We start from the raw sequence: 25,321 nt of genomic DNA, 5'->3' as shown, positions 1-25,321 counted from the left end.
CTGCGCCCGCTGGTGTTCACGGTCTACCTGCCCACCGTGGCGCGGGGTATCGGAATGGGCGCGGCGGCGCCGGTGATGACGCTGGCCGCCGTCGACCTGGGCGCGTCAACAGCCGTGGCCGGGCTGGCGGTGGCGCTGGTCGGCCTGGGCCAGGTGCTCGGCGGCATTCCGTCCGGACAGTTGGTGGCCAGGCTGGGCGAACGCGCCTCGACGATCTGGGGCACCGCGGTCGGCCTGACCGGGGTGCTGCTGTGCCTGCTGGCACCGAACGTGGTGGTGCTCTGCGCGGGCCTGCTGATCACCGGATTGTCCAATGCCGTCTGGGGACTGGGGCGGATGACCTACCTGGCCGAGGCCGTCACCCTGGACCGCAGGGCCCGCGCCATGTCACTGTTCGGCGGGGCCATGCGGCTGGGGTTCTTCCTCGGCCCACTGCTCGGTGCGGGCGCGATTCTCGCCGTCGGCATCCGGGGCGGCTTCGTGGTGCAGTTCGTGGCCTTTCTGGTGGCCGGATGGATGTTGGCCCGAGTGCCGCTGCCCGCCGGTGCGCTGTCCGAGCCGATCGCGACCGCCCCGATCTCACTACTCGGCGTGGTACATCGGCACCACCTGGTCCTGTGCACTCTGGGCGCGGGGTCGCTGCTCATGGGCGCGGCCCGCGCGTCGCGGGAGGTGATCCTGCCGCTGTGGGCACACCACATCGAGATCGACGCCGCCACCGCGAGTGCGCTGTTCGGCCTGGCGGCCGCGCTCGAGCTGGTCTTCGCCTACCCGGCGGGACATCTGATGGATCGCTTCGGCCGGGTGCCGGTCGCGGTCCCCTCGCTCACCATCCTGTCCCTCTCGTATCTGGCTGTCCCCCTGACCTATTCGACGCTCACACTGGGCGCGGTGGCGGTCGCCCTCGGTGTCGGCAACGGCATCGGCAACGGGTTGATCATGGTGCTCGGCGCCGATATCGCGCCGCCGGGCATCCGCGCCGAATTCCTGGCAGCGTGGCGGCTCACCCACGACTGCGGCGCGTTCGGCGGACCGCTGCTGCTCGGCGTCCTGGCCGGAGCCGCGCCGCTGGCGGTCGCGGCACTCACCATCGGCGGTGTCGCCGCACTCGGCGCGGTCGTCATGGGCCGCTACATCCCCCGCCACATTCCCTGGCCCGCGCAACCACTCCCACAGAAAGTGAACTCATGATCGATGTAGACGTGCTGGTCCTCGGCGGCGGCCCCGCCGGGACCTGGGCGGCACTGAAGGCCGCCGCGACCGGGGCCACGGTCCTGCTGGCGGACAAGGGATTCTGCGGCAGCAGCGGCGCGACCGCCGCGGCCGGTACCGGAATCTGGTACGTAGAGCCGGAACCCGAACTGCGCGAGCGTGCCATGGCCGCCCGCGAGGGACTCGGCGGCTATCTCGCCGACCGCGACTGGATGGCCCGGGTGCTCGACGAAACCTACGCCCGGGTCGGCGAACTCGCGACCGAGGGCCGCTACCCGTTCCCGGTGGGTGCGGACGGCCGTCAGATCCGCACCGGCGTCCAGGGACCGGATTACATGAAACGCCAGCGGCTTCGGGTGCTGCGGGCCGGTGTCCGCGTACTGGACCACACACCCGCGGTGGAACTCCTGGTCGACCCCTACGGCGCGGTCGCGGGCGCGCGACTGCACCGGCTGGCCGACGGCACCACCGTCGAGGTCGCCGCCGATGCGGTCGTGCTGGCCACCGGCGGCTGCGCGTTCCTGTCGAAAACCCTCGGCTGCAACGTGAATACCGGTGACGGAGCACTGATGGCGGTGGAGACGGGCGCGGAACTGTCCGGCATGGAGTTCTCCAACGCGTATGCCATCGCCCCGGAGTTCACCTCGGTCACCAAAACCGCCTACTACTCCTTCGCCACGTTCTACCTGGACAGCGGCGAGGAACTGGCGGGCGCGTCGAGCCGATCCCGCACCCCGATCGCGAAGGCCCTCCTCGACGGCCCGGTGTACTGCACGCTGGACCGGGCCGACGCGCAGCAGCGCCGGGCCATGCGGCGCGGACAGCCGAACTTCTTCCTGACCTTCGACCGGCTGGGCATCGATCCCTTCACCGACCGATTCCCGGTCACCCTGCTGCTCGAAGGCACCGTGCGCGGTACCGGCGGCGTCCGGATCGCCGGACCGGACTGCTCGACCAGCGTGCCGGGCCTGTTCGTGGCCGGGGACGTCGCGACCCGGGAACTGATCTGCGGCGGCTTCACCGGCGGCGGCAGCCACAACGCGGCGTGGGCCATGTCCTCGGGCAGCTGGGCCGGTGCCGGAGCGGGCAGATACGCGCTGCGGCAGGCGGACTCGGTGGCACGCCCGCGCCTGGGCGCCGGTGGTGCGGGTCTGCGCCCGCTCGATCGGCCCGAGTCCGCGCTGCGCCCAGCCGATCTGGTGGCGGCCGTACAGGCCGAGGTGCTGCCGTACGACAAGAACTATCTGCGCCACGGCGATCGGCTGCGCCCCGCTCTGGACACGCTGAACGACTGGTGGCGGCAGGCCCGCTCCGGACTGGGCGGCGAGATCGTCAAGGCGCGCTCGGCCGCCGCGATGACCGCGCACGCCCGCTGGATGTACACCGCCGCGCTGGCCCGCACCGAATCCCGCGGCATGGCGCGCCGCCAGGAGTTCCCCGACCTCGATCCCGCCCAGCACCATCGGCTGATCACCGGTGGCCTGGACACCGTGTGGACCGCGCCGGAGCCGGTCTTCCGCACCCACCGGACGCTGGTGCCGGCATGATCGAACTCGTCTCCGCCGACCGCTGCATCGCCTGCGACCAATGCGTCGAGGTCTGCCCGACCCATGTCTTCGACCGGGGTCCCGACGGCGTCCCGGTCCGCACCCGCCAGGCCGACTGCCAAACCTGCTTCCTCTGCGAGGCCTACTGCCCGGTGGACGCCCTGTTCGTGGCGCCCACCACGACACCGCTACCGGCCGGTCACCCGCACCGCGACGAGACCTACCTCGTCGAGCACGACCTGCTCGGCAGTTATCGCCGGGCCCTGGGCTGGGGTGGCGGGCGACTGACCGCGCGCGACGCCGTCGGCCCGGAATTGCCCTGACATCGCTGATCGATACCACTAGGTTCGGGATCAACCACACGAAGGAGAGATCTGTGCGCTTCGGCATCTTCATCCCGCAGGGCTGGCGGCTGGACCTGGTCGGCATCGAACCGGCCGCGCAATGGCAGGTGATGCGGGATCTCGCCCAGCGAGCCGATGCCGCCGACACCTGGGAGTCGCTGTGGGTGTACGACCACTTCCACACCTTCCCGGTGCCCACCGAGGAACCGACCCACGAGGCGTGGACGCTCATGTCGGCGTTCGCGGCGTCCACCTCGCGGATCCGGCTGGGCCAGATGTGCACCGCCATGCGCTACCGCGAACCGGCCTACCTGGCCAAGGTCGCCGCCACCGTCGACCATGTGTCCGGCGGCCGGGTCGAGATGGGTATCGGCGCCGGCTGGTACGAACACGAGTGGCGCGCATACGGTTACGGCTTCCCGTCGGCGGGGGAACGCCTCGGCCGACTCGACGAGGGCGTCGAGATCTTCCGTCAGGCGTGGTCCACCGGTACGGCCTCGCTGGCGGGCAAGTACTACCAGGTCGACAATGCGATCGTGCGCCCACTTCCGGTGCAGGAAGGCGGGATTCCGATCTGGATCGCCGGTGGCGGCGAGAAGAAGACGCTGCGCATCGCCGCGAAGTACGCCCGGTACACCAATTTCAGCGGCGACCCGGCCGAATTCGCGCGCAAGTCCGAGCTGCTGCGCGCGCATTGCGCCGAGGTCGGTACCGATTTCGAGGCCATCACCCGTTCCTCGAACTTCAACACCGTCATCGGGGCCACGGAAGCCGAAGTGGAGCAGCGTCTTTCAGACCTGCAAGCCAAACTCGCCCCGGTCGCCGGTGCGGATACCGCCAAGGGCTGGATCGACGGCATGTTCCGCACCTCCCCCGCCGTCGGCACCCCCGAGCAGGTCATCGAACGCCTCACCGAGGTCGCGAACCTCGGCCTCGGCTACGCCATCGTCAACTTCCCCGAGTCCGCCTACGACACCTCGGGCATCGAACTGTTCGAACGCGAAATAGCCCCCGCCCTTCGCTGAGCCGGGCACGGTCGGGGTGCGCCGCGGCGACGGCGTACCCCCGGGCGCGTCACGGCATGATTCTCAGCCTTCAGCCGCAGGCGTTGACCCATTCGGAGAGCCCGTCGGCGAACAACTGCCGCTTCCAGATCGGCACCTCGTGCTTGATCCGGTCCACCAGTTCCGCGCAGGTCGCGAAGGCCTCGGCGCGATGCGGCGCGGCGACCGCCACGACGATCGCGAGATCGCCGATCGCGAGCGGGCCGATCCGGTGCACCGCGGCCACCGGCAACCCGGACGCGGCCGACACCTCGGCGCAGCAGCGGTGCAGGAAACGCTCGGCGTCCGGGTGCGCGGAGTACTCCAGCGCCGAAACCTGCTGTCCCCCATCGTGATCGCGGACCTTGCCGGTGAACACGACGACGGCGCCGTGCGCCGGGCCGGTCACCGCCTGCTCCACCTCGGCGGGATCGAGCGGCTGATCGCTGATCCGGGCGACTGTGATCGCTGTTTCACTCATGGTTGCCGCCTCCGGCTACTTGCGCGAGCAGATGATCGAGCAGCGGTTCGAGCACCGCGATACCGTCGTTCACTCCGCCGGGTGAACCCGGCAGGTTCACCACCACCGAGCGCCCGGCCAGTCCGGCGACGCCACGGCTGAGTGCAGCCAGCGGGAACTTCTCGGTGCCGCGCCGGCGGATCGCCTCGGCGACGCCGGGCAGTTCCCGGTCCAGCAGGGTCAGGGTGGCTTCGGGGGTGGCGTCGGTGGGCGAGGCGCCGGTGCCGCCGGTGGTGATGACCAGATCCGGTGCGAACCGCAGTGCGTCGGCCAGGCCGACGGCGATATCCGCGTCGGCGTAGACCAGCGGGCCGCGCACCGAGAAACCCAGTCCGGCAAGCCATTCCGTCAGCCGGGGGCCGGTCGTGTCTTCCCGGGTCCCCGCCGCCGCGCCGGTGGAGGCGACCACGACCGCCGCCGCGCGGGACACCTTCTCGGCGTGCATATCTCGCGGTGGCGCGGAGTGCACCGCACCGTCGGCGCTTTCAGGCTCGGCGACTCCGGGCCGCTCCCAATGTCCGTGCTTGCCACCGTCTTTGGTGAGCAGCCGGACACCGTTCAAGGTGGCCGCCGGATCCACCGCCTTGACCATATCGTGCAGGGTGAGCCCGGCCACCGCGACGGCGGTGAGCGCCTCCATCTCCACGCCGGTCTGGCCGCGGGTCTTGGCCGACGCCTCGATGGTGATGGTGGACTCGGTGAAGCCGAAGTCGACCTTGACCGAGGACAGCGCCAGCTGATGGCACAGCGGAATCAGTTCCGCGGTCTTCTTCGCGCCCATGATCCCGGCGAGACGCGCGGTGGACAGCACATCGGCCTTGGGCATGTCGTCGGCGCGCACCAGCGCCACCACCTCGGCGGTGGTCTGCAACTCGCCCGCCGCGACGGCGACCCGGGTGGTCTCGTTCTTCGCGCTCACGTCAACCATGCGGGCCCGGCCCGAACGATCGACATGCGACAACTCACTCATACTGTCCAGCCTCGCACAGTCCGCGGATCGGTCTTCACAGCGCGCGCACCCCCACGATCGTCCCGGCGGCCACCGCGGTGACCTCGGCCGGGATATCGATCAGCACCTCGGCCCTGGCCATCCCGGCCACCAGGTGTGAGCCCTGCCCGGAGACCGGCTCCACACCGTCGGGGGTGACCCGCCCCCGCAGGAACTGGCGGCGCCCCGCCGGGGAGCGCACCGGCTCGAGCAATGGCAGCTCCTGGATCTCGACCGGCGGCAGCCCGGCGAGTTCGCGCAGGATCGGCCGGGCGAACACCTCGAACGACACCATGGTGCTGACCGGATTGCCGGGGAAACTCAGCACCGGCACACCGTCGACGACACTGAGCCCCTGTGGCCCGCCCGGCTGCACCGCGACCGAGCCGAACGTGCCGCCCAGTGGCCGCAGCACCTCCTTGACCACCTCGAAATCGCCTTGCGACACCCCGCCGGAGGTGAATACCAGATCGGCGGAATCAGTTGCAGCGGAAAGCAATCGGCGGAACTCGACCGGATCGTCGGTACTGTGCGCCACCGACACCACCGCGACGCCGTTGGCGGCCAGCGCGGCGGCGAGCGCGATGCCGTTGGAGTTGTAGATCTGGCCGGGTCGCAAAGCCGTTCCGGCCGGGACCAATTCGTCGCCGGTGGTGAGCACGGCGGCGCGGATCGGCTCGAACACCGGCACCTCGGCCAGGCCGACGGCCGCCAGCGCCGCGATATGCCGGGGTGCCAGCGCCACCCCGGCCGATATGAGCGGCTCGCCGACGCGCACATCGGTGCCCGCCTCACGCACGAATTCGCCTGCGGCACGGCCCTGTTCGACGATGACGGCGGAACCGTCGGAGCGAGTGTGTTCCACCGGCACCACGCAGTCGGCGCCGGGCGGGATCGGCGCACCGGTCATCACCTTCAGCGCCGCGCCCGGCGGCAGCGGCGTGGTGCCGGGTTCACCCGCCGCCACGACGCCCGCGAGCGGCAGCGTCACCGGCGTCACCGCCACCGATTCGGCCCGCACGGCATAACCGTCCATGGCGGAATTGCGGAATACCGGCAGATCCACCGGTGAGCTGATCGGCTCGGCCAGCAGCCGCCCGAGCGCCTCCGGCACCGGCACCCGTGTCACCGCGCGCGCCGCCAGCGGGCGCAGCGTCTGCTCGATGGTGTCGCGGTACTCCTCGACGGACCGCGTCGTGCCGCGCACGGGGCGAGAACTCATGAGAGCAGCCTAGATCCCGTGGACCCGCCGCCGAGCCGCCCGGCAGGCTTTCGGCGGATCCACCGAGATCTGCTCACCGCGCGAACGCCCGCTTGGTGAGATCGTCCGAACCTGTGGCGGATCTGCCCCGCCGCGGGCCGCACGTACATAATGAACAGGTGACGTTGGTCGAAATGGGCATTCCCGCCGTGCGATCAGGGCGCCCGACACTCGACGGACGTCCCGAGACGCCGTTCCTCGTCGATCGCTTCGGGCGCACCGCGCGCGACCTCCGGGTGTCCATCACCGAGAAGTGCTCGCTGCGCTGCACCTACTGCATGCCCGAGGAGGGGCTGCCGCCCATCCCACAGGACGAACTGCTGACCGTCGAGGAGATCGTCCGGCTGGTCGTGCTGTCGGTGCGCGAACTCGGCATCCAGGAGGTGCGCTTCACCGGCGGCGAACCGCTGCTGCGCCGCGATCTGGAACAGATCATCGCGGGCTGCCATGCCCAGGTACCCGACGTGCCCCTGGCCATGACCACCAATGGTGTCGGCCTGCGGCATCGCGCCCGGGCGCTGGCCGAGGCCGGGCTGCACCGGGTGAATGTCTCGCTGGACACCGTCGACCGGCTCGGCTTCGCCCGGCTGACCCGCCGCGATCGCCTGGAGTCGGTGTTCGCCGGTATCCGTGCGGCCCGCGACGCGGGCCTGGCCCCGATCAAGGTGAACGCGGTGCTCATGCGCGAAACCCTGTCCGGCGCAGCCGATCTGCTGCAATGGTGCCTCGATGAACAGTGCGAACTGCGGTTCATCGAGGAGATGCCGCTGGATGCCGATCAGGAATGGGCGCGGACCGAGATGGTCACCGCGGCCGAACTGCTCGAGGTCCTCGGCGCCCGCTTCGATCTGGTCGAGGCCGGGCGCGCCGATCCGTCCGCACCCGCCGAGAAATGGCTGGTCGACGGCGGCCCGGCCACCCTCGGCATCATCGCCACGGTGACCCGCAAATTCTGCGACACCTGCGACCGCACCCGGCTCACCGCCGACGGCATGCTGCGGTCGTGCCTGTTCAGCGATCAGGAATTCGATCTGCGCGCCGCCCTGCGCTCGGGCGCCGACGACACCGAGATCGCCACGATCTGGCGCGGCGCGATGTGGAACAAGTGGGCCGGCCACGGCATCGACGCCGCGGGCTTCGTCCCCCCGGAACGCACGATGGGAGCCATCGGTGGTTGAGATCCGCTATTTCGCCGCCGTCGCCGACGCCGTCGGCAAGGACAGCGAAACGCTCGAGCTGCCGGTCGCGGCCACCATCGCCGACCTGCGCGCGGCACTCGCCGACACCTACGGTCCCGACCTGGACAAGATGCTGGGCGTGTGCGCCTACCTGGTGGGCGACGAGCTCACCCGCGACCCGTCGACCGCGCTGACGCCACGCGTCGATGTGCTGCCACCGTTCGCCGGAGGCTGACCACTCGAGCGCATCCGTGCCGCGATGTAGAGAAGCCCGTGCGGTCTTCGTCGTCCTGATAGAGGGGTATCGGACCCCGTGAATCGAGGGAGATGATCGTATGCACTACCTGGCGACATTGGCCGGACCCGAACACGACGGACCGGAGCCCGGCAGCCCGGAATTCGATGCTGAGGTGGCCCGCTACGCGGAATTCGAGCAGCACGCGGGCGCCGCGATCGCGGGCGGCGCGGCGCTGTATCCCGCCGACGCGGCCGTGACCGTCCGGCACGCGGACGGCGCGGCACTGGTCACGGACGGCCCGTTCACCGAGCAGGCCGAGGTGGTCGGCGGCTTCTACGTGCTGGATTGCGCCGATCTCGACGAAGCGATCCAGCTGGCCCGCCGGATCCCGGTCGCGGAGACCGACAGCATCGAATTGCGTCCTGTCGTCACTTATTTCCCGCACGAGAATCCCGGGGCGGACTGGTGGATGGCGCTGCTCTGGGATCGGCCCGACGCCGTGATCGTCCCGGATACGCCCGAGTGGGACGCGGCTGTGGGTGAGCACAAACGCTTCGGCAACGAATACGGTGCGGTGCTGCGCGGCGGCGCGGCGGTCCAACCGCCCACGACCGCCACTACCCTGCGGGTGCGGGACGGCGAGCTGCTGCTCACCGACGGCCCCTTTCCCGAGTACACCGAGGTGGTGGACGGGTTCTATCTGTTCACCGCGCCCGATCGGGCGGCGGCGACCGAGATCGCGACCCGGATCCCGTGCGGCGCGAAAGGACATGTCGAGGTGCGGCAGATCGTGGATCTGGGCGCTTGGGAATGACGGCGGACCCGGCCGGAATCGACGCGGTCTACCGCGCCGAGTTCGGCCGGACGCTGGCCACGGTGGCCCGGCTGGTCGGCGATATCGGCCTGGCCGAGGACGCGGTGCAGGAAGCGTTCGCCGACGCGGTGCGCAGCTGGCCCGCGCGCGGCCGCCCGGACAATCCGGGCGCGTGGATCACCACCGCCGCCCGCAATCGCGCCCTGGATCGGTTGCGCCGCGAATCCGCGCGGGCGACGAAGGAACAGGACGCGGTGCGAGTCGAGCGGATCGGGTTTCCGGCACCGGAGCAGGAGCTGGACATGTCTCCGGTCGCCGACGACCAGTTACGGATGATCTTCACCTGTTGCCATCCGGCGCTGTCGGCCGAATCCCAGGTCGCACTGACCCTGCGGCTGGTGTGCGGGCTGCGGACCAGTGAGATCGCGCGCGCCTTCCTGCAGTCGGAACACACGGTGGCGCAACGACTCACTCGCGCGAAGGCCAAGATCCGGCAGGCCGGGATTCCGCTGCGGGTGCCGCCCGCGAGCCTGCTGCCGGAGCGCACCTCCGCCGTGCTGGCGTGTGTCTATCTGGTCTTCAGCGAGGGCTACTTCGCCACCTCGGGCAGCTCGGCGGTGCGAGATGACCTGTGCGACGAGGCCATTCGGCTCGGCCGACTGCTGTGCGGGCTGCTGCCCGGGGAGCCGGAGGCTCGCGCGCTGCTGGCACTGATGCTGCTCAACGACAGCCGTCGCGACCAACGGCGTTCTCCCGCAGGTGAATTGGTGCCGTTGGAGGAGCAGGACCGGACGCACTGGAACCGCGCCGCCATCGATGCCGGACTGCGGTGGCTGGTCTCGGCCGCGGCGGACGGTCACAGCGGCCCGTATACCGCGCAGGCCCGAATCGCCGCCGCGCACGCCGGCGCGCCGAGCTGGCCGGAAACCGATTGGCGGGCCATCGTTTCCGCCTACGACGAGCTGGCGCGATACAGCCGATCGCCCGCGGTGCGAGTGAACCGCGCGATCGCCCTCGCCTTCCGCGACGGCGTCGACGCCGGCCTGACGGCATTGGACGAGATCGTCGATCATCCACGCCTGGCCGATTCGCACCTGGTCGTGGCCACCCGCGCGGATCTGCTGCGCCGGGCGGGCCGCCGCACCGAGGCCGCAGTGTACTACCGGCAGGCGATCGCGACCACCGGAAACGATCAGGTACGCCGCTTCCTCGAGCGCCGTCTCGCCGAGGTCGCCGCGGGGGCGGGCTCTGTCCGCGCGGCGACCGCCCGGCCCGAGTCCGCCGGGCCGACGACGTGAAAGATGTTCAGTGCCACCAGGTATCGAGCGGCGTGACCGGCACGGTGCGCTTGTGCCGGGTATTGCGGTAGATGGTCTCGACCTTGGCGGCCACCTCGTCGGTGACGTCCTTGCCCTCGAGGTAGTCGTCGATCTCGCTGTAGCGCAGCCCGAGCGCCTCCTCGTCGGGCAGGGCCGGCCGGTCGTCCTCCAGGTCGGCGGTCGGCACCTTGGACCAGATGCTCGACGGCGCGCCGAGCTCCTGGAGCAGGGCCGCGCCCTGACGCTTGGTCAGGCCGGTGAGCGGGGTCAGGTCCACGCCGCCGTCACCGAACTTGGTGAAGAAACCGGTGACCGCCTCCGCCGCGTGGTCAGTGCCCACGACCAGCAGGTTCTCCTGTCCGGCGAGGGCGTACTGCACCACCATGCGCTCGCGGGCCTTGATATTGCCGCGCACGAAATCGCGGAGCTTGTCCACCTTCACCGCGGTGGCCACCTCGGCGGCGACGGCATTGGCGCTGGGACGGATATTGACCACGACCGAGCGGTCGGGCTGGATGAACCGCATGGCGACGCGCGCGTCGGCCTCGTCGGCCTGCACACCGTAGGGCAGGCGCACCGCGACGAAGGTGGCCTCGAAGCCGTCGGCGCGCAGTTCCTCGGCGGCCAGCTGGCATAGTCGGCCGGTCAGCGCGCTGTCCTGGCCGCCGCTGATGCCGAGCACGAATCCCTTTGCGGGCGTGGACCGCAGATAGTCCTTCAGGAAATCGACGCGCCGTCGCACCTCTTGTTTCGGTTCGATGCTCGGCTGGACACCCAACTCCGTGACGATCTGTTCGCGCAGACTACCCATGACAACTCACTCTACGATGCGGCGCACGAAGGCTTCCCAGTTGTCACCGATTTGTTCGCGCGTGTAACCGAGCGCGGTCATCTGGTACAGCACCATGGGCGCGCCGAGCACGGCGAGCAGACCGTCGGCCAGCAGCGGTATCTCACCGTGCGCGTCCGCCGCGCGCAGCAGCAGCGACACATGCGCTTTGAGCAGACCGTAGGGCGGCCCGCCATAGCGCCCGACACCCTCGCCGATCTCCGCGGCGCGGTGCAGTTCGCCCTCCACCTCGATATCGAGCAGCCGGGCCCGTCCGAAGGCGATGAGGCGATCCAGCGCGGGCGCGCCCGGGCCCAGCGGGGGCGGGCCGAACATGAAGGCGGCCTGGAATTTCGTGTCGGAGTGATCGAGCAGCGCGCGCATGAGGCCGGAGCGATTGCCGAAGCGCCGGAACACGGTGCCCTTGCCGACGCCGGCGCGCTTGGCCAGGGCGTCCATGGTGAGTCCGTCGACGCCCTGCTCCCGGACCAGTTGCTGGGCCGCGTCGAGCAGCAGCTGGCGGTTGCGGGCGGCGTCGGCGCGCTCGTGGGCCTCGGCGCCCGCGGGCTGTCCGGAACGCGGTGGGGGCAGCAGGTTGCGCACGCCGGGGCGGTCCCCGGGCAGTGATGTGCTGTAGGTCACTGTCCTGCTCACACTCTCGTGGGAATGGAACCGGACCAAAGTCCGGTTAGTCTCGGGTGACAGCTTCCCATCACCGCAGCTTCCAGTACATCAGGAGTCATCATGTCCCAGACCCGAATCCTCGCTCTCGTCGGCAGCCTGCGCGCCGCGTCGGTCAATCGCCAGCTCGCCGAGGCGGCCGTGCAGACCGCGCCCGAGGGCGTCGAGATCACCCTCTACGAGGGGCTCGGTGACATCCCCTTCTACAACGAGGACATCGACGTACCGGGCGCGGTGCCCGCCGCCGCACAGGCACTGCGCGACGCGGTCGCGGCGGCCGACGGCGTGCTGCTGGTAACCCCCGAATACAACGGCACCATTCCCGCGGTGCTGAAGAACGCCATCGACTGGGCCTCACGGCCGTACGGCGCGGGCGCGCTGCAGGCCAAGCCCGCCGCGGTGGTGAGCGCGTCGATCAGCGCGAACGCCGCGCGCTGGTCGCACGGCGACGTGGTCAAGGCGCTGGGCGTGGCGGGCAGCACCGTCGTGGAGGCCGCGCACGCGCACTTCGGCGTGATCGGCGAGCGGTTCGGCGCGGCACATCCGCGCGAGGACGCCGAGGCGCTGACGCAGCTGGGCGCGTCGGTGCATGAGCTGGTCGTGGCCGCACAGGGAGCCGGCGTTGTGTCCGCCTGAACTTTCACCCGCCCGCAGGAGAGGCCGTCCGGTACCGACCGGGCGGCCTCTTGTCATCGGCGTGTCGCATGGATCCACATGGGGATGACGAGACGGCCGTGGCAGGTGTGACAGGAGCGTCGGAAAAAGTTTGCTGAGAAAGAGCTGTGCTACGAAATTGTGATCTACGTCATGACCGTGTCGTGTTGCGAATCAATCGTCCAGGTACTTACCGCCAGGGAATTTCATCTTTGTGACTCGCAACATGTCGTGTTGGATGATTCTGTCGGCCACTAGGTGTAGTGTCTTCACTGCTGGAGGACGACGCGAGACACCCGGCGGGGCGCACCGGCTCGAAGCGGTGCGAACAGGGGTTTCGCAGACGGATCCAGGAGTTTGCGCAGCAAGCGTCTACAGACTTGGAGAGAGGGACACCAATGACGATCACCGTGTACACCAAGCCCGCTTGTGTCCAGTGCAATGCCACCTACAAGGCCCTCGACAAGATCGGCCTGGAGTACGACATCGTCGACATCTCCGAGAACGCGGAGGCCCGCGACTACGTCATGGCCCTCGGCTACCTGCAAGCCCCCGTCGTCGTCGCCGGCGAGGACCACTGGTCCGGCTTCCGGCCCGACCGCATCAAGTCGCTCGCCACCGTCGCCGCCTGATCTTCGCGCCGTTCCGCTCGAGGAAGGAGGCCCGACCATGACCGGTCTGGTGTACTTCTCCAGCGCGTCGGAGAACACACATCGATTCGTCGAGAAGCTGGGTCTCCCGGCCACTCGCATACCACTGCACACCGCCGCCGAGACGATTCGCGTCGACGAGCCCTACGTGCTGATCACCCCCACCTACGGCGGTGGTCGGCACGTCCTGGGGGGCACCCGCGCCGACAAGGAATTCGTACCGCGGCAAGTCGCCAAGTTCCTCAACGATCCGCACAACCGTGCCCTGCTGCGCGGCGTCGTCGCGGCCGGGAACACGAACTTCGGCGATACCTTCTGCGCCGCAGGAGAAGTCATCTCGCGTAAATGCGGGGTGCCCTACCTGTATCGCTTCGAACTCATGGGAACCGCTGAGGACGTCGAGCGCGTCCGCGAGGGATTGGGATTGTTTTGGCAACAGCAACGACAGCACCGGCAGGCAAGTCAGCTCGTCTAGAGCAGCCGCCGGTTCGTACCGCGGAAGCCGGTGAGGTCTTGGACTACCACGCCCTCAACGCCATGCTCAACCTGTACGGCCCCAACGGCGAGATCCAGTTCGACAAGGACCGCGAGGCCGCGCACCAGTACTTCCTGCAGCACGTCAACCAGAACACCGTCTTCTTCCACAACCTGGACGAGAAGCTGGACTACCTGGTCGAAGAGAACTACTACGAGCCCGAGGTGCTGGAGAAGTACAGCCGCGCGTTCATCAAGCAGCTGTTCAAACAGGCCTACGCGCACAAGTTCCGGTTCCCCACCTTCCTCGGTGCGTTCAAGTACTACACCTCGTACACGCTGAAGACCTTCGACGGTAAGCGCTACCTGGAGCGCTTCGAGGACCGCGTCTGCATGGTCGCGCTCACCCTCGCCGACGGCGACCAGGTGCTGGCGGGCAAGCTGGTCGACGAGATCATCGACGGCCGTTTCCAGCCCGCCACCCCGACCTTCCTCAACTCGGGCAAGAAGCAGCGCGGCGAGCCGGTGTCCTGCTTCCTGCTGCGCATCGAGGACAACATGGAGTCGATCGGGCGCTCCATCAACTCCGCGCTGCAGCTGTCCAAGCGCGGCGGCGGTGTCGCCCTGCTGCTCAGCAACATTCGCGAGCACGGCGCGCCGATCAAGAAGATCGAGAACCAGAGTTCGGGCGTCATCCCGATCATGAAACTGCTGGAGGACTCGTTCTCCTACGCCAACCAGCTCGGCGCGCGACAGGGCGCGGGCGCGGTGTACCTGCACGCGCACCACCCCGACATCTACCGATTCCTGGACACCAAGCGCGAGAACGCGGACGAGAAGATCCGCATCAAGACGCTGTCGCTGGGTGTGGTGATCCCCGACATCACCTTCGAGCTGGCGAAGAAGAACGAGGACATGTACCTCTTCTCGCCGTACGACGTGGAACGCATCTACGGCAAGCCGTTCGCCGACATCGATGTCACCGAGAAGTACTACGAGATGGTCGACGACAAGCGGATCCGCAAGTCGAAGATCAAGGCGCGCGAGTTCTTCCAGACCATCGCCGAGCTCCAGTTCGAGTCGGGCTACCCGTACATCATGTTCGAGGACACGGTGAATCGGGCCAACCCGATCGCCGGCAAGATCACGCATTCGAACCTGTGCTCGGAGATCCTGCAGGTTTCCACCCCGTCGGTGTTCAACGACGACCTGTCCTACGCCGAGGTCGGCAAGGACATCTCCTGCAACCTGGGCTCGATGAACATCGCCAAATCGATGGATTCGCCGGACTTCGCGCAGACCATCGAGACCGCGATCCGGGCGCTGACCGCGGTATCGGATCAGACCCACATCTACTCGGTGCCCTCGATCGAGCAGGGCAACAACCAGTCCCACGCCATCGGGCTGGGGCAGATGAACCTGCACGGGTATCTGGCGCGCGAACGGGTGCACTACGGGTCCGAAGAGGGCATCGACTTCACCAACATCTACTTCTACACCGTTGTCTACCACGCGATTCGGGCCTCGAACCTGATCGCGCAGGAGCGCGGCAGCTACTTCGGCGGGTTCCCGGAATCGAAGTACGCCAGCGGTGAGTTCTTCGACAAGTACACCGAGCAGGTGTGGGAGCCGCGGACCGAACGGGTTCGGGAGCTGTTCGCCGAGGCGGGCGTGCACATTCCGACCCAGGACGACTGGCGGCAGCTCAAAGCGCTGGTGATGGAGCACGGCATCTACAACCAGAACCTGCAGGCGGTCCCGCCGACCGGCTCGATCTCCTACATCAACAACTCCACCAGCTCGATTCACCCGGTGGCGTCGAAGATCGAGATCCGCAAGGAAGGCAAGATCGGCCGGGTCTACTACCCGGCCCCGTATCTCACCAACGACAACCTCGAATATTACGAGGACGCCTACGAGATCGGCTACGAGAAGATCATCGACACCTACGCCGCGGCCACCCAGCACGTGGACCAGGGCCTGTCGCTGACCCTGTTCTTCAAGGACACCGTCACCACCCGCGACCTGAACAAGGCCCAGATCTACGCCTGGCGCAAGGGCATCAAGACGCTCTACTACATCCGCCTGCGCCAGATGGCGCTGGAAGGCACCGAAGTAGAGGGCTGCGTGTCCTGCATGCTGTAACTCACCGAGAAGGGCGGCCTCCCATGGAATGCCGCCCTTCTCGTTACTCGGTCTGTTTGGGATGGCCGACGAACACTTCGACTATCCACACGATCTGTTTATCCGGCTCCAGGCAGTACCAGATCCGACCTCCGGCTGTCACCTCGTACTGCCATTGGTCAAGGACCTCACCATGGAAGAGGCGAGTTGCGTACGCCCTTCTGAGGTGATGCTGTCGCCAAAACGTGCCTCCCACATGCCGGGTTGACGCGGCGGCGCGACTCGATCCCCTCGTTTTGCCGCCATCATTCGCCCATCGGTGGCGGAACGGGGCCGAAATCACCCTCGATCGGTTCGGACAGCTTCCGGGACAGCACCGGGTCGGCGTAGATCAACGCAGTGGCGTGCCACTCGTGCAGCATCTGTGCCATGGCCTGCCAATTGCCGAGTTCGGCGGAGGCGAGAACGGCGCGGCCGAAGTCGTTGACGAATTCGGTTTGGGCATCCTACTCGCTTGGGTTCATCGGTGGCGAGCACCGGAGTCAGTGTGGGGTATAGCGCCAAACACCCAGTAGTGCTTGTGGATTCAGTGGTTCGGTGCCGGTGTGCACGGTGTCGTGCAGGCGTTTCAGGGCGGTGTCGGCATCCAGGCCCGCTCCGATCAGGACCAGTTGGGTGGCGCGGGGCTCGGCGCGCGGCCAGGCCGCGGGTTCGAAGACCAGGTGCCGTCCGACCAGGTGGAAACCGAACCTGCGCCGTTCGCCCGCGACGGCGAACGCGGCGAAACCCTTGGCGCGGAACAGTCCGGTGGGCGGGTCCTCCAGGAAATCGACCAGGCGGCGCGGGTCGAGATCCTGATCGCTGCGAAACGACACGGTCGTGTAGTCGTCGTGCAGGTGCCGGTGTGCCGGATCGTCGTGGTCGTGGTCGAGCAGCAGCTCGTCGAAACTCAATTGCGTTGCCACCGTGGACTGCTCGCGAACCGGGAGATCGAAGAGCAGCCCGGGTTCGAGCCGGCCGTGCGTGGTCGCGTAGACCGGGACCTGCCCCACCAGCTCGGTGAGCGCACCACGCAGGTCCGCCAGTTCCGCCGCCGATACCCGGTCGGCCTTGTTGAGCACCACCAGATCCGCGAGCCGCAGGTGCGTGGCCAGCTCCGGATGCCGGGTCCGGCTCGCCGGGAACTCCGCGGCGTCCACCACCTGCACCAGACCGCCGTAGCGGATCCGCGGGTTCGCACTGCCGGCCACCATCCGGATCAGATTGCGCGGTTCGGCCAGCCCGCTGGCCTCCACCACGATCACATCGATGCGGGCGCGCGGTTCGGACAGCGCCGTGAACATGTCGTCGAGTTCGGTGATGTCGACCGCGCAGCAGACGCAGCCGTTACCGAGCGACACCATCGCATCGACCTGCCCGGCGACCAGCATGGCATCGATATTGATCGCCCCGAAATCGTTGACCACCACCCCGATCCGGGCGCCCCGGCTGCGCAGCAGATGGTTGAGCAGCGTGGTCTTCCCGGATCCGAGAAATCCCGCCACGATCAGAACAGGAATCGGCTGTGCCCGATTTGCGGCGTTCACTACGCCCTCCATGGTTACGCTTCGCTACCGCCTCCGGGCGCTGAGCTCACGCCGCGACCCACGAAAAGCCAGCCTAGTGGAACCGAAAATGCCGGACGCCATGGTCGGAGGTGTGGGCTCCGACGGCGTCCGGCACTCCGGGCGGCCGGGACAGGTCGCGAATCTAGTCGGCGGGCCCCAGCAGGGTGCTCGCCAGGGTGTAGGCCAGGTTGATCAGCTCCGAGGTGATGGCGGAGTTGTCCATGCCGAACGAGCGGATCAGCGGCATCAACAACTGCATGCCCGCGGTGACCAGGGTGCTGGTATCCGGTTTGTCGGTGTCGGACTTGGTCTTCGGATCGGACTGGGTACCCGGGACCGAGCAGCCCGGAACCTGCGCGGTGTCCGCGGTGGTCGGACAGCCCGGGGCGGCCTGGTACTGCGAACCCGGCGTGCTCGGGGCGGCCTGGTACTGATTACCCGGCGTTGTCGGGGTCTGCGATCCCGGCGCGGCTTGATACTGGCTGCCCGGGGTCGGCGTGCCCGGCGCGGCTTGATACTGATTGCCCGGGGTCGGGCTACTCGGCGCGGCCCGGTACTGCGGGGTCGGCGTGGTCTCGGCTTCCGGCGTCGTCGGCCGCGGGGCGTTGCGCACCACGTTCGGCACCCGCATCGGCTGCGAGAGCGGTACCCCGGCCGTCGCGTTGTCGGCCGATCCGGTACCGCCCGGTGCGACGCCGAGCAGATGGCTGGCCAGCCCGGTGGTGATCGCCATGGCGTGGCGCAGCTGACCGGCTTCGCTCTCCAGGACCGCCGCGTCCTCCGGGTCCGCGCCGTTGCCCATCTCGACGAATACCGTCGGCACCGCGGACAGCGCGGGCCCGGCGATATCGGCCCTGGTCTGCAACCCGTCCTGCACTCCGGCGTACTGGGCGGGGTGAAAACCGGCCTGCAGATAGGCATCACGCACTACCGTGGACGCCGCCAGACCCGCGGTGGACTGGGCTTGATTCGCCGCCGGATCGGGGATCGGCAGCTGCGGCACGATGAGGTGGAAACCGGATCCGGCCTGCGGCGCGCTGTCGGCGTGGATGCTCACCGCTACGGCCGCTCCGGAAGCGCCGGCGGCGCGGGCCCGGTCGTCGACGCAGCCGCCCCAGCCGCTGTCGTCGGCGCGGCTGAGCACGACCTGCGCGCCGAGGTTCTCCAGCGACGACTTGACCAGCTGGGCCACATTCCAGGTAATGGTGTGCTCGGGCACGCCGTTGGCGGTGACCATGCCGGTGGTCTGGCAGGGTTTGGTGCCGCCGCGGCCGTTGTCGACCGGGCGCTCCAGGTTCTCGCCGTGGTTGGCGCCCTGGTGACCGGGGTCCAGGAAGATCGTCTTGCCGAGCAGTTTCGCGGCCAGTTCCGGCGGCACCGGTGCGGCGTGCGCCGCGGTGGGCAGCAGTCCGGATAGCGTGGCCACGATCGCGGCCGTCACGCCTGTGCAGAGCCCGGTCTTCAGAGTTCTTGGCTTCATGTGCGGTGTCGGTGCCCCGGGACGGAGCACCCCTCCCTTCCCACTAGTAACACCAAACTCGCTAGATCACTCTTGCAACATCCGTCACAGCATGACAAGCACCTTTATCAAATTGTGATTGGCTATTACTGCTGGTCAAGCGGCCAGTCGGAGGCGGCGCAGGGCCCGCAGCCCGTAGTGCACGCGGGTCTTCACGGTTCCGACCGGGACACCGAGATCCACCGCCACATCCCGGTAGGCGCGATCCCGGAGGATCACCTCCACCACCGCGTGTCGCTGCACCGCGGGCAGCCGGGACAGCAGCTCGTCCACGACCAGACCGTCGAGCAGTCCGTCGGTGAAATCCGGGCTGGCGTGTCGCAGTTCGATCAGGTCACCGTGCTCGGACCAGTCCGCGTCGATCGGGCGCACCGCCCGCGCCCGGCTCATATCGATCAGCACATTGCGCTGGATGGCCAGCAACCAGGTGCGCACGCTGCCCTTGTCCGCGTCGAAGCGGGCGCAGGCGCGCCACGCCCGCAGCAGCGTTTCCTGAACGGCCTGTTCGGCCAGTCCGACATCGCCGAGTCCGCGCATGGCGCGCCAATGCAGCAGCGCTCGATCGGCTTTCAGCACTGCCGAGAGTCCGCGCTCGGTACACAGGCCGGCGCAAGTGGGGCCACATTCGTTCACGCCTTGGATATCGCGGCGGAGCGTGCGGATGACAACCAAGGCCCATAACCCGCCCTTTGTGCAGGTGATCAGAATCTCTCGAATCACCTGCGGCTATGAATGACCTCTGGTATCACTGACCGCTGAGGTCGGGGCCGATTCACAAGGGAGAGCAGAGATCATGCGTGTACGCGCGTTCGTGGTCGCGGGCGCGTTGGCGTCCGCACTGACCATGGCCATATCCGGTGTCGCGGCGGCCCAGCCCGCCGACACCATGCCCGAGGACGGTCTCTACCTGGTCGGCGTCGACATCGTGCCCGGCACCTACGAGGCGCCCGGCACCCCCGACCCGGCCTTCGGCTGCGACTACCGCCGCCTGTGGAAGGTGGAGGGCGACAACACCGATCAGTTGAACATCATCGGCAACGACTTCACCCGGGTACACCCGGTGCGGGTCCTGATCAAGCCGACCGATGTGGCCTTCAAGACCACCAACTGCGGTCCATGGCGGCTGGTCCCCGCGATCAGTACCGGATCCTTCGGCGGCTGAGACAGTTAGGGTTCTCGTATGAGGACCAAGATTCTGATCACCGGAGCCAGCGCCGGACTCGGCGCCGGCATGGCCCGCGAATTCGCGGCCAGGGGCCGCGACCTGGCCCTGTGCGCCCGGCGATCGGACGCGCTGGAAGCCCTGCGCGCGGAACTACTCGCCGCGCACCCGGACATCACCGTCGCGGTGCGCACCCTCGACGTGGACGACCATGCCGCGGTGCCGCGCGTCTTCGGTGAGCTGCGTGCGGAACTGGGCGGCCTGGATCGGGTGATCGTGAACGCGGGCATCGGCAAGGGTGTGCGGATCGGCGGCGGGCGCGCGGACGCGAATCTCGCCACCGCCACCACCAATTTCGTGAGCGCGCTCGCGCAGGCCGAAGCCGCGATGGAGATCTTCCGGGCCCAGGAGTCCGGACATCTGGTGCTCGTGTCGTCGATGAGCGCGGTGCGCGGTCTGCCGGGCAAGAAGGCGGCCTACTCCGCGAGCAAGGCCGGGCTCGCGGCACTGGGCGAAGGCCTGGCGGTGGAGCTGGCCAGGTCACCCATCGCGGTGACCACCCTGCTGCCCGGTTTCATCGCGACCGATATGGCGAGCAAGGCCGGTGACGCGAAGTTGGTCGCGCCGCTGGACAAGGGCGTGGCCGCGATGGTGCGGGCGATCGAGAAGGAACAGGTGCGCGCCTGCGTGCCGGAGTGGCCGTGGCGGGTGATCGACGTGCTGCTGCCGCGCCTGCCCAAGTCGGTGATCGCCCGGATGTGATCGTTGCCTTAAGGGCGCTTTAAGTCCCTGTCAAGACCCCCCAGGCATTGTTCTTGTCAACCGGCAGGGCCTGCTCCAGGAGGGGGGAGCAGGGCCTCGGGACCGCGAAAAGCTCGGCGACGCAACAGGTGTCGCCGAGCTTTCGCGCTGCCCGGCCCCCTCAGCCCACTGCGACCACAGCCGCCGCGGCCAGGAACAGGCCCTGCACCGCGGTGCGCACCGGCAGCGGCATGGACTTGATGCCCAGGTCGGCCCGGGCGGCACGGATGTTCGCCGGGAACATGACGAGCAGCAGCAGCGCCAGCCCGATGGCGGCGAGCCTCGTGGTCGCCGGAATCAGCAGGCCGATGGCACCCGCGACCTCGAGCACGCCGGTGAGGGTGACCCAGGCCGCCGGATTGGCCAGCCGCGGCGGAACCATCGCGATCAGGCCGCCGCGCCGCGGCTCGAGGAAATGCGCGGAAGCGGTGAGCAGGAACATGGCGGCCAGGCCGAGGGCGGCGGCGTGCGCCCACGAGTCGAGCCAGGTGGGGCCGCCGAGCAGCCCGGCGACGCGGGCGAGCGCGGTGACGACGGCGAGAACGATCAGGGGTGCCATCGGGGATTCTCCTCTATCGGCGGCGGATCTTGACAGTGACTAGATTAGGTCCGGCCTTCAAAACTTGTCAATGACTAGATTCGTGGCCATGATCGAGCCATGGGAAAAAGCACCTACCACCACGGAGATCTGCGAGCCACGATCCTGGCCGCGGCCGCCGAGCAGATCGCGACCGAGGGAGTGGACGCGATCTCGCTGCGCGGACTGGCACGCCGAGCCGAGGTCTCGCACGCCGCACCGGCCCACCACTTCGGGGACCGCGCCGGACTGCTCACCGCGCTGGCCACCGAGGGCTTCGACCTGCTGGCCGCCGAATTGACCGGGGCCGGACCGGATTTCCGGGAGGTCGCGGTCGCCTACGTGCGGTTCGCGCTGCGCCACCCCGGGCACTTCGACGTGATGTACCGGAGCGATCTGCTGCACGGTGACGATCCCCAATTGGCCGCGGCCCGAACCCGATCCGGGGCGGCGCTGCGCGCGGGCGTGGCCGACCTGACGCCCGCGCGGCCGCAACAGCGCCGGCAGGCCGCTCAGCTGGCGGCCTGGTCACTGGTGCACGGCTTCGCATCGCTGTGGCGCGAAGGCGCACTGCGGAACTCGACGCTGGCCACCACCGACGATCCGGAGGCGCTTGCCCGGGAGATGCTGGCGGCCGTCCAACTCGATTGAGGCACAGCGGATTTCTATCTGTGATAGGCAGAACCATGCGCGTCCACGCCTATCCGACCGATGCCGCCGTTCCGGTGGCGCTCGCCGAGGCCGAACGGATCGCGGCCACCCACCTCTCGGATCCCGGTGATTCGACGGCGGGCGTCGAGAACGTGGTCACCGAATTCGACAGCTGCTTCACGGTGGTCCCCGTGACACCCACCCCCGCCGATCGAACGGCCCCGCCGCCACTGGCCCCGGTGTCGGTGATCGACAAGGCCACCGGGGCGATCTCCTTCTGGCCGGCCTATCCGGTCGCCCTGGTCGCCGAACAGTACGCAGCCACCGACCTGGTCATCGAGGACGACTGGCCGGGCGCGGCCGATAGCTGAGACGGCTCACTTCGACTGAACCCGTCGCGTAATCGCTTGCGCCATCGCGTCACTGAGCGGTGCCGCGTCGGCCAGCTCCATGACCGACACGTGCAGCACGACGTTCCGCGCTACACCGACGAAGACCTCGGTGGTGGACGGATCGTGGCGAACCGGCGTGCCTCGGATGACGTACGTCCAGCGCGCGGAGGTCTCGGTGAAGTCCCGCAGCGACACGGAGAAAGGAAATGCCGTTTCCCCTGAATTAGTACGTTCGCGCGGATACAGGCCGGATGAGTTCCCGCAGGCGGCGACACTGTCCTTGATACGGCCGAACATCTCACTCGCGGTGGCCTCGTCCTGGAACGATGCCACCGACTGAGATATCCAGTACTCCTTGCGATAGCCGAGTCCGCTACTTCGATACTGCGTCCACTGCTCGACCTGTAGGTTGTACTCCATCCCGACCGCGCTGTTGCATCGAGCCGGCTCGACCGGACCGTAGGGCAGAGAACGTGCGGGCTTGTCGCCGGCCGACGCGACCCACTCCAGCACGATGTCCGGGCGGGTGCGCAGCGCGCGGATCTCGTCGAGGCCGAGCAGGTAGGACTCGATACCGACGGGTGACTCCGCAGCCGAGCTTCGGCCGGGCGACGACGGACCATCCTCCGCTCCCGGAGAGCAGGCAGCGACGGACATCGTTGCGGCAACAACCATTACGCGGAACATGCGGCCACGCGCGAGTTTCCCCATTGCGATTCTTTCCCCCCACTGAAACTTGCCAGGCGATACGCTATCAGGCAAGCAGCCATGTACGCGCCGTTCACGGTTTCAGCAGCGTCATCACACGGGCGCGATCGTCGTCGGTGGCCGGAAGCTGTAGCACCAGTAGGAGTTCCGGGTTCTCGACCAGCCGCAGCTGGAACAGTTCCAGCTCGACCGGCCCGGCTTCGGGGTGATCGATGCCGATGATCGTGGGCTGGAAGTCCCGCACCGGATACTCCGACCACCAGGTGCGGAATTCCGCGCTGGCCGAACCCAATTCGGCCACCACCCGGGTCAGGCGCGGATCGCCGGGATCGTTGCCCAGCAGCACCCGGAACTGGCTCAGGATCGCCCGCGCCGCCGGTTCCCAGTGACGCATCATCGCCCGGTTACGCCCGTCGGTGAACATCCACCACAGCAGGTTTCGGCGATCCGGCGCCAACGCGGCCGGATCGGTGCGGATGCGGCTGAACGCGGAATTCCACACCACGAAATCCAATCGGGCATCGTGCACCACCGCCGGCGCCGGAACCATCGCGTCGACCATCCGCTGCAAACGTGGGATCCCCTCCCCCACTTGATATTTCACGACCGGATCGGCGAGCCCGGCCAGACGCCGCAACTGCCGGTGCTGCACCGGTTCCAGGCGCAGCGCCCGTGCCAGCGCATCCACCACCTGCGGACTGGCGGCGATCTTGCGCCCCTGCTCCAGCCAGGTGTACCAGGTCAGACTCACCCCGGCCAGTTCGGCGACTTCCTCACGGCGCAGGCCGGGCGTGCGCCGTCGGCCCGGAACCAGATCCTCGGGTAGGCCGACATCAGTGGGCCGCAGCCGGGAGCGATGCGCCTTCAGGAAATCGGCCAGTTCGGCGCGATGGTTGTCGGTCATCCTGGATTCCCTAGGTCCCGCGGCCGCGCGAAGCGGCTGCTCTGAGTGCGATTTCGTCGAAAACTAACTGTGGCATAGTCGGCGAAACTATGGCACATTTCCGATCGTGACGAGTCGCCCCGGCACGCCCGCTTCTGGGTAGCAGTATCGCTGCCAGGACCGTGGTGCCGCCCGTCTCTAACGTTCTTCTCAGCAGGTGATCGGCACCGATCACCACCGACCAGGAGCATGACATGAGCGACAACAAAGGACCCGTTCTGGTGATCGGAGCGACCGGGCAGCAGGGGCGGGCGACCACTCGGCAGCTGCTCGAACGAGGCTGGGACGTCCGGGCTTTCGTCCGCGACCCCGAGGCGCCGGCGGCGGCGGGGCTGCGGGATGCGGGGGCCGAGACGGTCGTCGGTGATCTGGACGACATCGATTCCGTGCGGGCTGCCATGAAGGACGTCTACGGCGTGTTCATGATGCTGACCATGATGGAGGGCGTCCACATCACCGACGCGGGCATCGCGGCCGAAACCCGCCGGGGTAAGGCGGTGGTCGAACTCGCGAAAGAACTCGGCGTGCGGCATTTCGTCTACAGCTCACTCGAGGGCGCGGGCGAGGATTCCGGCGTCGAGTACTACGCGGCCAAAACCGCCATCGAGGGCTACATCGCCGACGCCGGTCTGCCCGCCACCATCCTGCGCCCGGTGTTCTTCATGGACAACTTCAACACCTTCAACCGGCCGGTCCGCACCGATAACGGCGAGCTGCTGGTGAATCTCGCTGTGCGCCCGGATATTCCGCTGGAACTCATCGCGGTCCGGGATATCGGCGCCTTCGCCGCCATCGCCTTCGACCGCCCAGCGGACTACCTCGGCCGGACCGTCCCACTCTCGGGCGACCGGCTCACGCCCCCGCAGATCGCCGCTGTGTTCGGCACGGTCACCGGCCTGCCCGCGCACAGCAACCAGATCCCGATCGAGCAGATCAAGGCCTTCGACGAACAGGTCGGCAAGATGTTCGCCTACTTCAACGAGGCCCCCGGTCACCCCATCGACACTTCCACCCTGCACGCCCACCATCCCGACCTGATGGACCTGGAGACCTGGCTCCAGGCCACCGAGTGGACCGTGTGAGCC

At 68.3% G+C, this 25,321-nt stretch carries 29 protein-coding genes; 17 read left to right on the top strand and 12 right to left on the bottom strand.

Translation table 11 applies throughout. From position 1 onward, the window contains the following. Positions 1-54: 54 nt before the first annotated feature. Genes ACFVMC_RS11725 through ACFVMC_RS11710 form a run of 4 tightly spaced genes read left to right on the top strand, consistent with a single transcriptional unit; the run spans position 55 to position 4,128 of the window. Entirely contained in the window at positions 55-1,191 is a 1,137-nt protein-coding gene (locus ACFVMC_RS11725) for an MFS transporter (RefSeq protein WP_379209537.1), read from the top strand. Then, positions 1,188-2,759, top strand: coding sequence for an FAD-dependent oxidoreductase (locus tag ACFVMC_RS11720; RefSeq protein WP_379209240.1), 1,572 nt, complete (start codon positions 1,188-1,190; stop codon positions 2,757-2,759). The genes ACFVMC_RS11725 and ACFVMC_RS11720 overlap by 4 nt, the downstream gene beginning before the upstream one ends. After that, positions 2,756-3,082 carry a 4Fe-4S binding protein gene (locus tag ACFVMC_RS11715; protein ID WP_379209239.1) on the top strand — a complete coding sequence of 109 codons (327 nt, stop codon included), beginning with the start codon at positions 2,756-2,758 and terminating at the stop codon, positions 3,080-3,082. The genes ACFVMC_RS11720 and ACFVMC_RS11715 overlap by 4 nt, the downstream gene beginning before the upstream one ends. A gap of 53 nt (positions 3,083-3,135) precedes the next feature. Continuing rightward, positions 3,136-4,128 (top strand): LLM class F420-dependent oxidoreductase, encoded by a 993-nt coding sequence (locus tag ACFVMC_RS11710; protein ID WP_379209237.1) that lies wholly within the window; start codon positions 3,136-3,138, stop codon positions 4,126-4,128. 70 nt (positions 4,129-4,198) lie between these two features. Here the strand turns inward: ACFVMC_RS11710 and ACFVMC_RS11705 are convergent, their stop codons facing one another. The 3 genes from ACFVMC_RS11705 to glp are packed head-to-tail and all read right to left on the bottom strand — an operon-like array spanning position 4,199 to position 6,876. Continuing rightward, positions 4,199-4,627 (bottom strand): molybdenum cofactor biosynthesis protein MoaE, encoded by a 429-nt coding sequence (locus tag ACFVMC_RS11705; RefSeq protein WP_379209235.1) that lies wholly within the window; start codon positions 4,625-4,627, stop codon positions 4,199-4,201. Beyond that, positions 4,620-5,636, bottom strand: coding sequence for a bifunctional molybdenum cofactor biosynthesis protein MoaC/MoaB (moaCB, locus tag ACFVMC_RS11700; RefSeq protein ID WP_379209233.1), 1,017 nt, complete (start codon positions 5,634-5,636; stop codon positions 4,620-4,622). Before moaCB ends, ACFVMC_RS11705 begins: the two co-directional genes overlap by 8 nt. A 34-nt stretch (positions 5,637-5,670) precedes the next feature. After that, positions 5,671-6,876 (bottom strand): gephyrin-like molybdotransferase Glp, encoded by a 1,206-nt coding sequence (glp, locus tag ACFVMC_RS11695; RefSeq protein ID WP_379209232.1) that lies wholly within the window; start codon positions 6,874-6,876, stop codon positions 5,671-5,673. A 158-nt stretch (positions 6,877-7,034) separates the two neighbouring features. Between glp and moaA the strand changes: the two genes are divergently transcribed. The 4 genes from moaA (at position 7,035) to ACFVMC_RS11675 (ending at position 10,443) form a co-directional block, all read left to right on the top strand. Further along, positions 7,035-8,093 carry a GTP 3',8-cyclase MoaA gene (moaA, locus tag ACFVMC_RS11690; protein WP_379209230.1) on the top strand — a complete coding sequence of 353 codons (1,059 nt, stop codon included), beginning with the start codon at positions 7,035-7,037 and terminating at the stop codon, positions 8,091-8,093. Next, positions 8,086-8,328, top strand: coding sequence for a MoaD/ThiS family protein (locus tag ACFVMC_RS11685; protein ID WP_379209228.1), 243 nt, complete (start codon positions 8,086-8,088; stop codon positions 8,326-8,328). Before moaA ends, ACFVMC_RS11685 begins: the two co-directional genes overlap by 8 nt. Positions 8,329-8,428: 100 nt before the next feature. Further along, positions 8,429-9,145 (top strand): YciI family protein, encoded by a 717-nt coding sequence (locus ACFVMC_RS11680; protein ID WP_379209226.1) that lies wholly within the window; start codon positions 8,429-8,431, stop codon positions 9,143-9,145. Further along, positions 9,142-10,443: an RNA polymerase sigma factor gene (locus ACFVMC_RS11675; protein WP_379209224.1), complete on the top strand. Its 1,302-nt coding sequence runs from the start codon at positions 9,142-9,144 to the stop codon at positions 10,441-10,443. The genes ACFVMC_RS11680 and ACFVMC_RS11675 overlap by 4 nt, the downstream gene beginning before the upstream one ends. A gap of 7 nt (positions 10,444-10,450) precedes the next feature. Here the strand turns inward: ACFVMC_RS11675 and nadE are convergent, their stop codons facing one another. Together nadE and ACFVMC_RS11665 are read right to left on the bottom strand one after the other, a co-directional pair. Then, a complete protein-coding gene (nadE, locus tag ACFVMC_RS11670; protein WP_379209222.1) occupies positions 10,451-11,275 on the bottom strand; it encodes an ammonia-dependent NAD(+) synthetase in 825 nt (274 codons plus the stop codon). 6 nt (positions 11,276-11,281) lie between these two features. Then, entirely contained in the window at positions 11,282-11,896 is a 615-nt protein-coding gene (locus tag ACFVMC_RS11665; RefSeq protein WP_379209536.1) for a TetR/AcrR family transcriptional regulator, read from the bottom strand. Positions 11,897-12,037: 141 nt separating this feature from the next. Between ACFVMC_RS11665 and ACFVMC_RS11660 the strand changes: the two genes are divergently transcribed. The 4 genes from ACFVMC_RS11660 to nrdE all read left to right on the top strand — a co-directional run bounded on the left by ACFVMC_RS11660 (position 12,038) and on the right by nrdE (position 15,897). Next, on the top strand, positions 12,038-12,610 hold the full coding sequence (locus ACFVMC_RS11660; protein ID WP_379209220.1) for an NAD(P)H-dependent oxidoreductase: 573 nt from the start codon (positions 12,038-12,040) through the stop codon (positions 12,608-12,610). 416 nt (positions 12,611-13,026) lie between these two features. Then, positions 13,027-13,260: a glutaredoxin-like protein NrdH gene (nrdH, locus tag ACFVMC_RS11655; RefSeq protein WP_379209218.1), complete on the top strand. Its 234-nt coding sequence runs from the start codon at positions 13,027-13,029 to the stop codon at positions 13,258-13,260. A 37-nt stretch (positions 13,261-13,297) separates the two neighbouring features. Continuing rightward, positions 13,298-13,753: a class Ib ribonucleoside-diphosphate reductase assembly flavoprotein NrdI gene (gene nrdI / locus ACFVMC_RS11650; protein WP_379209216.1), complete on the top strand. Its 456-nt coding sequence runs from the start codon at positions 13,298-13,300 to the stop codon at positions 13,751-13,753. A 62-nt stretch (positions 13,754-13,815) separates the two neighbouring features. Continuing rightward, the gene (gene nrdE, locus ACFVMC_RS11645) at positions 13,816-15,897 is read left to right on the top strand and encodes a class 1b ribonucleoside-diphosphate reductase subunit alpha (RefSeq protein ID WP_379209534.1); all 2,082 of its coding nucleotides are present in this window, start codon (positions 13,816-13,818) and stop codon (positions 15,895-15,897) included. A gap of 284 nt (positions 15,898-16,181) precedes the next feature. Here nrdE and ACFVMC_RS11640 read toward each other — a convergent pair whose 3' ends face one another. From ACFVMC_RS11640 to ACFVMC_RS11625, 4 genes are all read right to left on the bottom strand, one after another. Further along, positions 16,182-16,307 carry a hypothetical protein gene (locus ACFVMC_RS11640; protein ID WP_379209214.1) on the bottom strand — a complete coding sequence of 42 codons (126 nt, stop codon included), beginning with the start codon at positions 16,305-16,307 and terminating at the stop codon, positions 16,182-16,184. Positions 16,308-16,418: 111 nt separating this feature from the next. After that, positions 16,419-17,474, bottom strand: coding sequence for a CobW family GTP-binding protein (locus ACFVMC_RS11635; protein WP_379209212.1), 1,056 nt, complete (start codon positions 17,472-17,474; stop codon positions 16,419-16,421). A 151-nt stretch (positions 17,475-17,625) separates the two neighbouring features. Then, complete coding sequence (locus tag ACFVMC_RS11630; protein ID WP_379209210.1) at positions 17,626-18,963, bottom strand: N-acetylmuramoyl-L-alanine amidase; 1,338 nt, start codon at positions 18,961-18,963, stop codon at positions 17,626-17,628. A 135-nt stretch (positions 18,964-19,098) separates the two neighbouring features. Then, positions 19,099-19,578 carry a sigma-70 family RNA polymerase sigma factor gene (locus tag ACFVMC_RS11625; protein WP_379209208.1) on the bottom strand — a complete coding sequence of 160 codons (480 nt, stop codon included), beginning with the start codon at positions 19,576-19,578 and terminating at the stop codon, positions 19,099-19,101. A 217-nt stretch (positions 19,579-19,795) separates the two neighbouring features. Between ACFVMC_RS11625 and ACFVMC_RS11620 the strand changes: the two genes are divergently transcribed. Next, a complete protein-coding gene (locus tag ACFVMC_RS11620; RefSeq protein WP_379209206.1) occupies positions 19,796-20,164 on the top strand; it encodes a hypothetical protein in 369 nt (122 codons plus the stop codon). Between the two features lie 18 nt (positions 20,165-20,182). Beyond that, positions 20,183-20,926, top strand: coding sequence for an SDR family oxidoreductase (locus ACFVMC_RS11615; protein WP_379209205.1), 744 nt, complete (start codon positions 20,183-20,185; stop codon positions 20,924-20,926). Positions 20,927-21,086: 160 nt separating this feature from the next. Here ACFVMC_RS11615 and ACFVMC_RS11610 read toward each other — a convergent pair whose 3' ends face one another. Beyond that, entirely contained in the window at positions 21,087-21,524 is a 438-nt protein-coding gene (locus ACFVMC_RS11610) for a DoxX family protein (RefSeq protein WP_379209203.1), read from the bottom strand. Positions 21,525-21,623: 99 nt separating this feature from the next. On the opposite strand from ACFVMC_RS11610, the gene ACFVMC_RS11605 reads away from it, so the two are divergent. Both ACFVMC_RS11605 and ACFVMC_RS11600 read left to right on the top strand, forming a co-directional pair. Next, a complete protein-coding gene (locus ACFVMC_RS11605) occupies positions 21,624-22,193 on the top strand; it encodes a TetR/AcrR family transcriptional regulator (RefSeq protein WP_379209201.1) in 570 nt (189 codons plus the stop codon). 20 nt (positions 22,194-22,213) lie between these two features. Next, positions 22,214-22,564 carry a hypothetical protein gene (locus ACFVMC_RS11600; protein ID WP_379209199.1) on the top strand — a complete coding sequence of 117 codons (351 nt, stop codon included), beginning with the start codon at positions 22,214-22,216 and terminating at the stop codon, positions 22,562-22,564. A gap of 6 nt (positions 22,565-22,570) precedes the next feature. Here the strand turns inward: ACFVMC_RS11600 and ACFVMC_RS11595 are convergent, their stop codons facing one another. Continuing rightward, positions 22,571-23,296: a sensor domain-containing protein gene (locus ACFVMC_RS11595; RefSeq protein WP_379209197.1), complete on the bottom strand. Its 726-nt coding sequence runs from the start codon at positions 23,294-23,296 to the stop codon at positions 22,571-22,573. A gap of 70 nt (positions 23,297-23,366) precedes the next feature. After that, positions 23,367-24,197: a helix-turn-helix transcriptional regulator gene (locus ACFVMC_RS11590; protein ID WP_379209195.1), complete on the bottom strand. Its 831-nt coding sequence runs from the start codon at positions 24,195-24,197 to the stop codon at positions 23,367-23,369. A 233-nt stretch (positions 24,198-24,430) separates the two neighbouring features. Here ACFVMC_RS11590 and ACFVMC_RS11585 point away from each other — a divergent pair, with 233 nt between their 5' ends. After that, positions 24,431-25,318, top strand: coding sequence for an NmrA/HSCARG family protein (locus ACFVMC_RS11585; RefSeq protein WP_379209193.1), 888 nt, complete (start codon positions 24,431-24,433; stop codon positions 25,316-25,318). Positions 25,319-25,321 lie beyond the last annotated feature (3 nt).

Source organism: Nocardia sp. NPDC127579 (assembly GCF_042672005.1).
GTDB lineage: Bacteria > Actinomycetota > Actinomycetes > Mycobacteriales > Mycobacteriaceae > Nocardia.
Note: the sequence above shows the minus strand (reverse complement) of the source record. Positions and strands in the feature narration are given on the sequence as shown.

What these genes read in the sequence shown, in the direction of transcription:
- ACFVMC_RS11725 (WP_379209537.1), top strand. Translation starts at nt 55, where the DNA reads ATGGGCGCGGCGGCGCCGGTGATGACGCTGGCCGCCGTCGACCTGGGC.
- ACFVMC_RS11720 (WP_379209240.1), top strand. Translation starts at nt 1,188, where the DNA reads ATGATCGATGTAGACGTGCTGGTCCTCGGCGGCGGCCCCGCCGGGACC.
- ACFVMC_RS11715 (WP_379209239.1), top strand. Translation starts at nt 2,756, where the DNA reads ATGATCGAACTCGTCTCCGCCGACCGCTGCATCGCCTGCGACCAATGC.
- ACFVMC_RS11705 (WP_379209235.1), bottom strand. Translation starts at nt 4,627, where the DNA reads ATGAGTGAAACAGCGATCACAGTCGCCCGGATCAGCGATCAGCCGCTC.
- moaCB (WP_379209233.1), bottom strand. Translation starts at nt 5,636, where the DNA reads ATGAGTGAGTTGTCGCATGTCGATCGTTCGGGCCGGGCCCGCATGGTT.
- glp (WP_379209232.1), bottom strand. Translation starts at nt 6,876, where the DNA reads ATGAGTTCTCGCCCCGTGCGCGGCACGACGCGGTCCGTCGAGGAGTAC.
- ACFVMC_RS11680 (WP_379209226.1), top strand. Translation starts at nt 8,429, where the DNA reads ATGCACTACCTGGCGACATTGGCCGGACCCGAACACGACGGACCGGAG.
- ACFVMC_RS11675 (WP_379209224.1), top strand. Translation starts at nt 9,142, where the DNA reads ATGACGGCGGACCCGGCCGGAATCGACGCGGTCTACCGCGCCGAGTTC.
- nadE (WP_379209222.1), bottom strand. Translation starts at nt 11,275, where the DNA reads ATGGGTAGTCTGCGCGAACAGATCGTCACGGAGTTGGGTGTCCAGCCG.
- ACFVMC_RS11660 (WP_379209220.1), top strand. Translation starts at nt 12,038, where the DNA reads ATGTCCCAGACCCGAATCCTCGCTCTCGTCGGCAGCCTGCGCGCCGCG.
- nrdH (WP_379209218.1), top strand. Translation starts at nt 13,027, where the DNA reads ATGACGATCACCGTGTACACCAAGCCCGCTTGTGTCCAGTGCAATGCC.
- nrdI (WP_379209216.1), top strand. Translation starts at nt 13,298, where the DNA reads ATGACCGGTCTGGTGTACTTCTCCAGCGCGTCGGAGAACACACATCGA.
- nrdE (WP_379209534.1), top strand. Translation starts at nt 13,816, where the DNA reads ATGCTCAACCTGTACGGCCCCAACGGCGAGATCCAGTTCGACAAGGAC.
- ACFVMC_RS11640 (WP_379209214.1), bottom strand. Translation starts at nt 16,307, where the DNA reads ATGGCACAGATGCTGCACGAGTGGCACGCCACTGCGTTGATCTACGCC.
- ACFVMC_RS11635 (WP_379209212.1), bottom strand. Translation starts at nt 17,474, where the DNA reads ATGGAGGGCGTAGTGAACGCCGCAAATCGGGCACAGCCGATTCCTGTT.
- ACFVMC_RS11630 (WP_379209210.1), bottom strand. Translation starts at nt 18,963, where the DNA reads ATGAAGCCAAGAACTCTGAAGACCGGGCTCTGCACAGGCGTGACGGCC.
- ACFVMC_RS11620 (WP_379209206.1), top strand. Translation starts at nt 19,796, where the DNA reads ATGCGTGTACGCGCGTTCGTGGTCGCGGGCGCGTTGGCGTCCGCACTG.
- ACFVMC_RS11615 (WP_379209205.1), top strand. Translation starts at nt 20,183, where the DNA reads ATGAGGACCAAGATTCTGATCACCGGAGCCAGCGCCGGACTCGGCGCC.
- ACFVMC_RS11610 (WP_379209203.1), bottom strand. Translation starts at nt 21,524, where the DNA reads ATGGCACCCCTGATCGTTCTCGCCGTCGTCACCGCGCTCGCCCGCGTC.
- ACFVMC_RS11605 (WP_379209201.1), top strand. Translation starts at nt 21,624, where the DNA reads ATGGGAAAAAGCACCTACCACCACGGAGATCTGCGAGCCACGATCCTG.
- ACFVMC_RS11595 (WP_379209197.1), bottom strand. Translation starts at nt 23,296, where the DNA reads ATGGGGAAACTCGCGCGTGGCCGCATGTTCCGCGTAATGGTTGTTGCC.
- ACFVMC_RS11590 (WP_379209195.1), bottom strand. Translation starts at nt 24,197, where the DNA reads ATGACCGACAACCATCGCGCCGAACTGGCCGATTTCCTGAAGGCGCAT.
- ACFVMC_RS11585 (WP_379209193.1), top strand. Translation starts at nt 24,431, where the DNA reads ATGAGCGACAACAAAGGACCCGTTCTGGTGATCGGAGCGACCGGGCAG.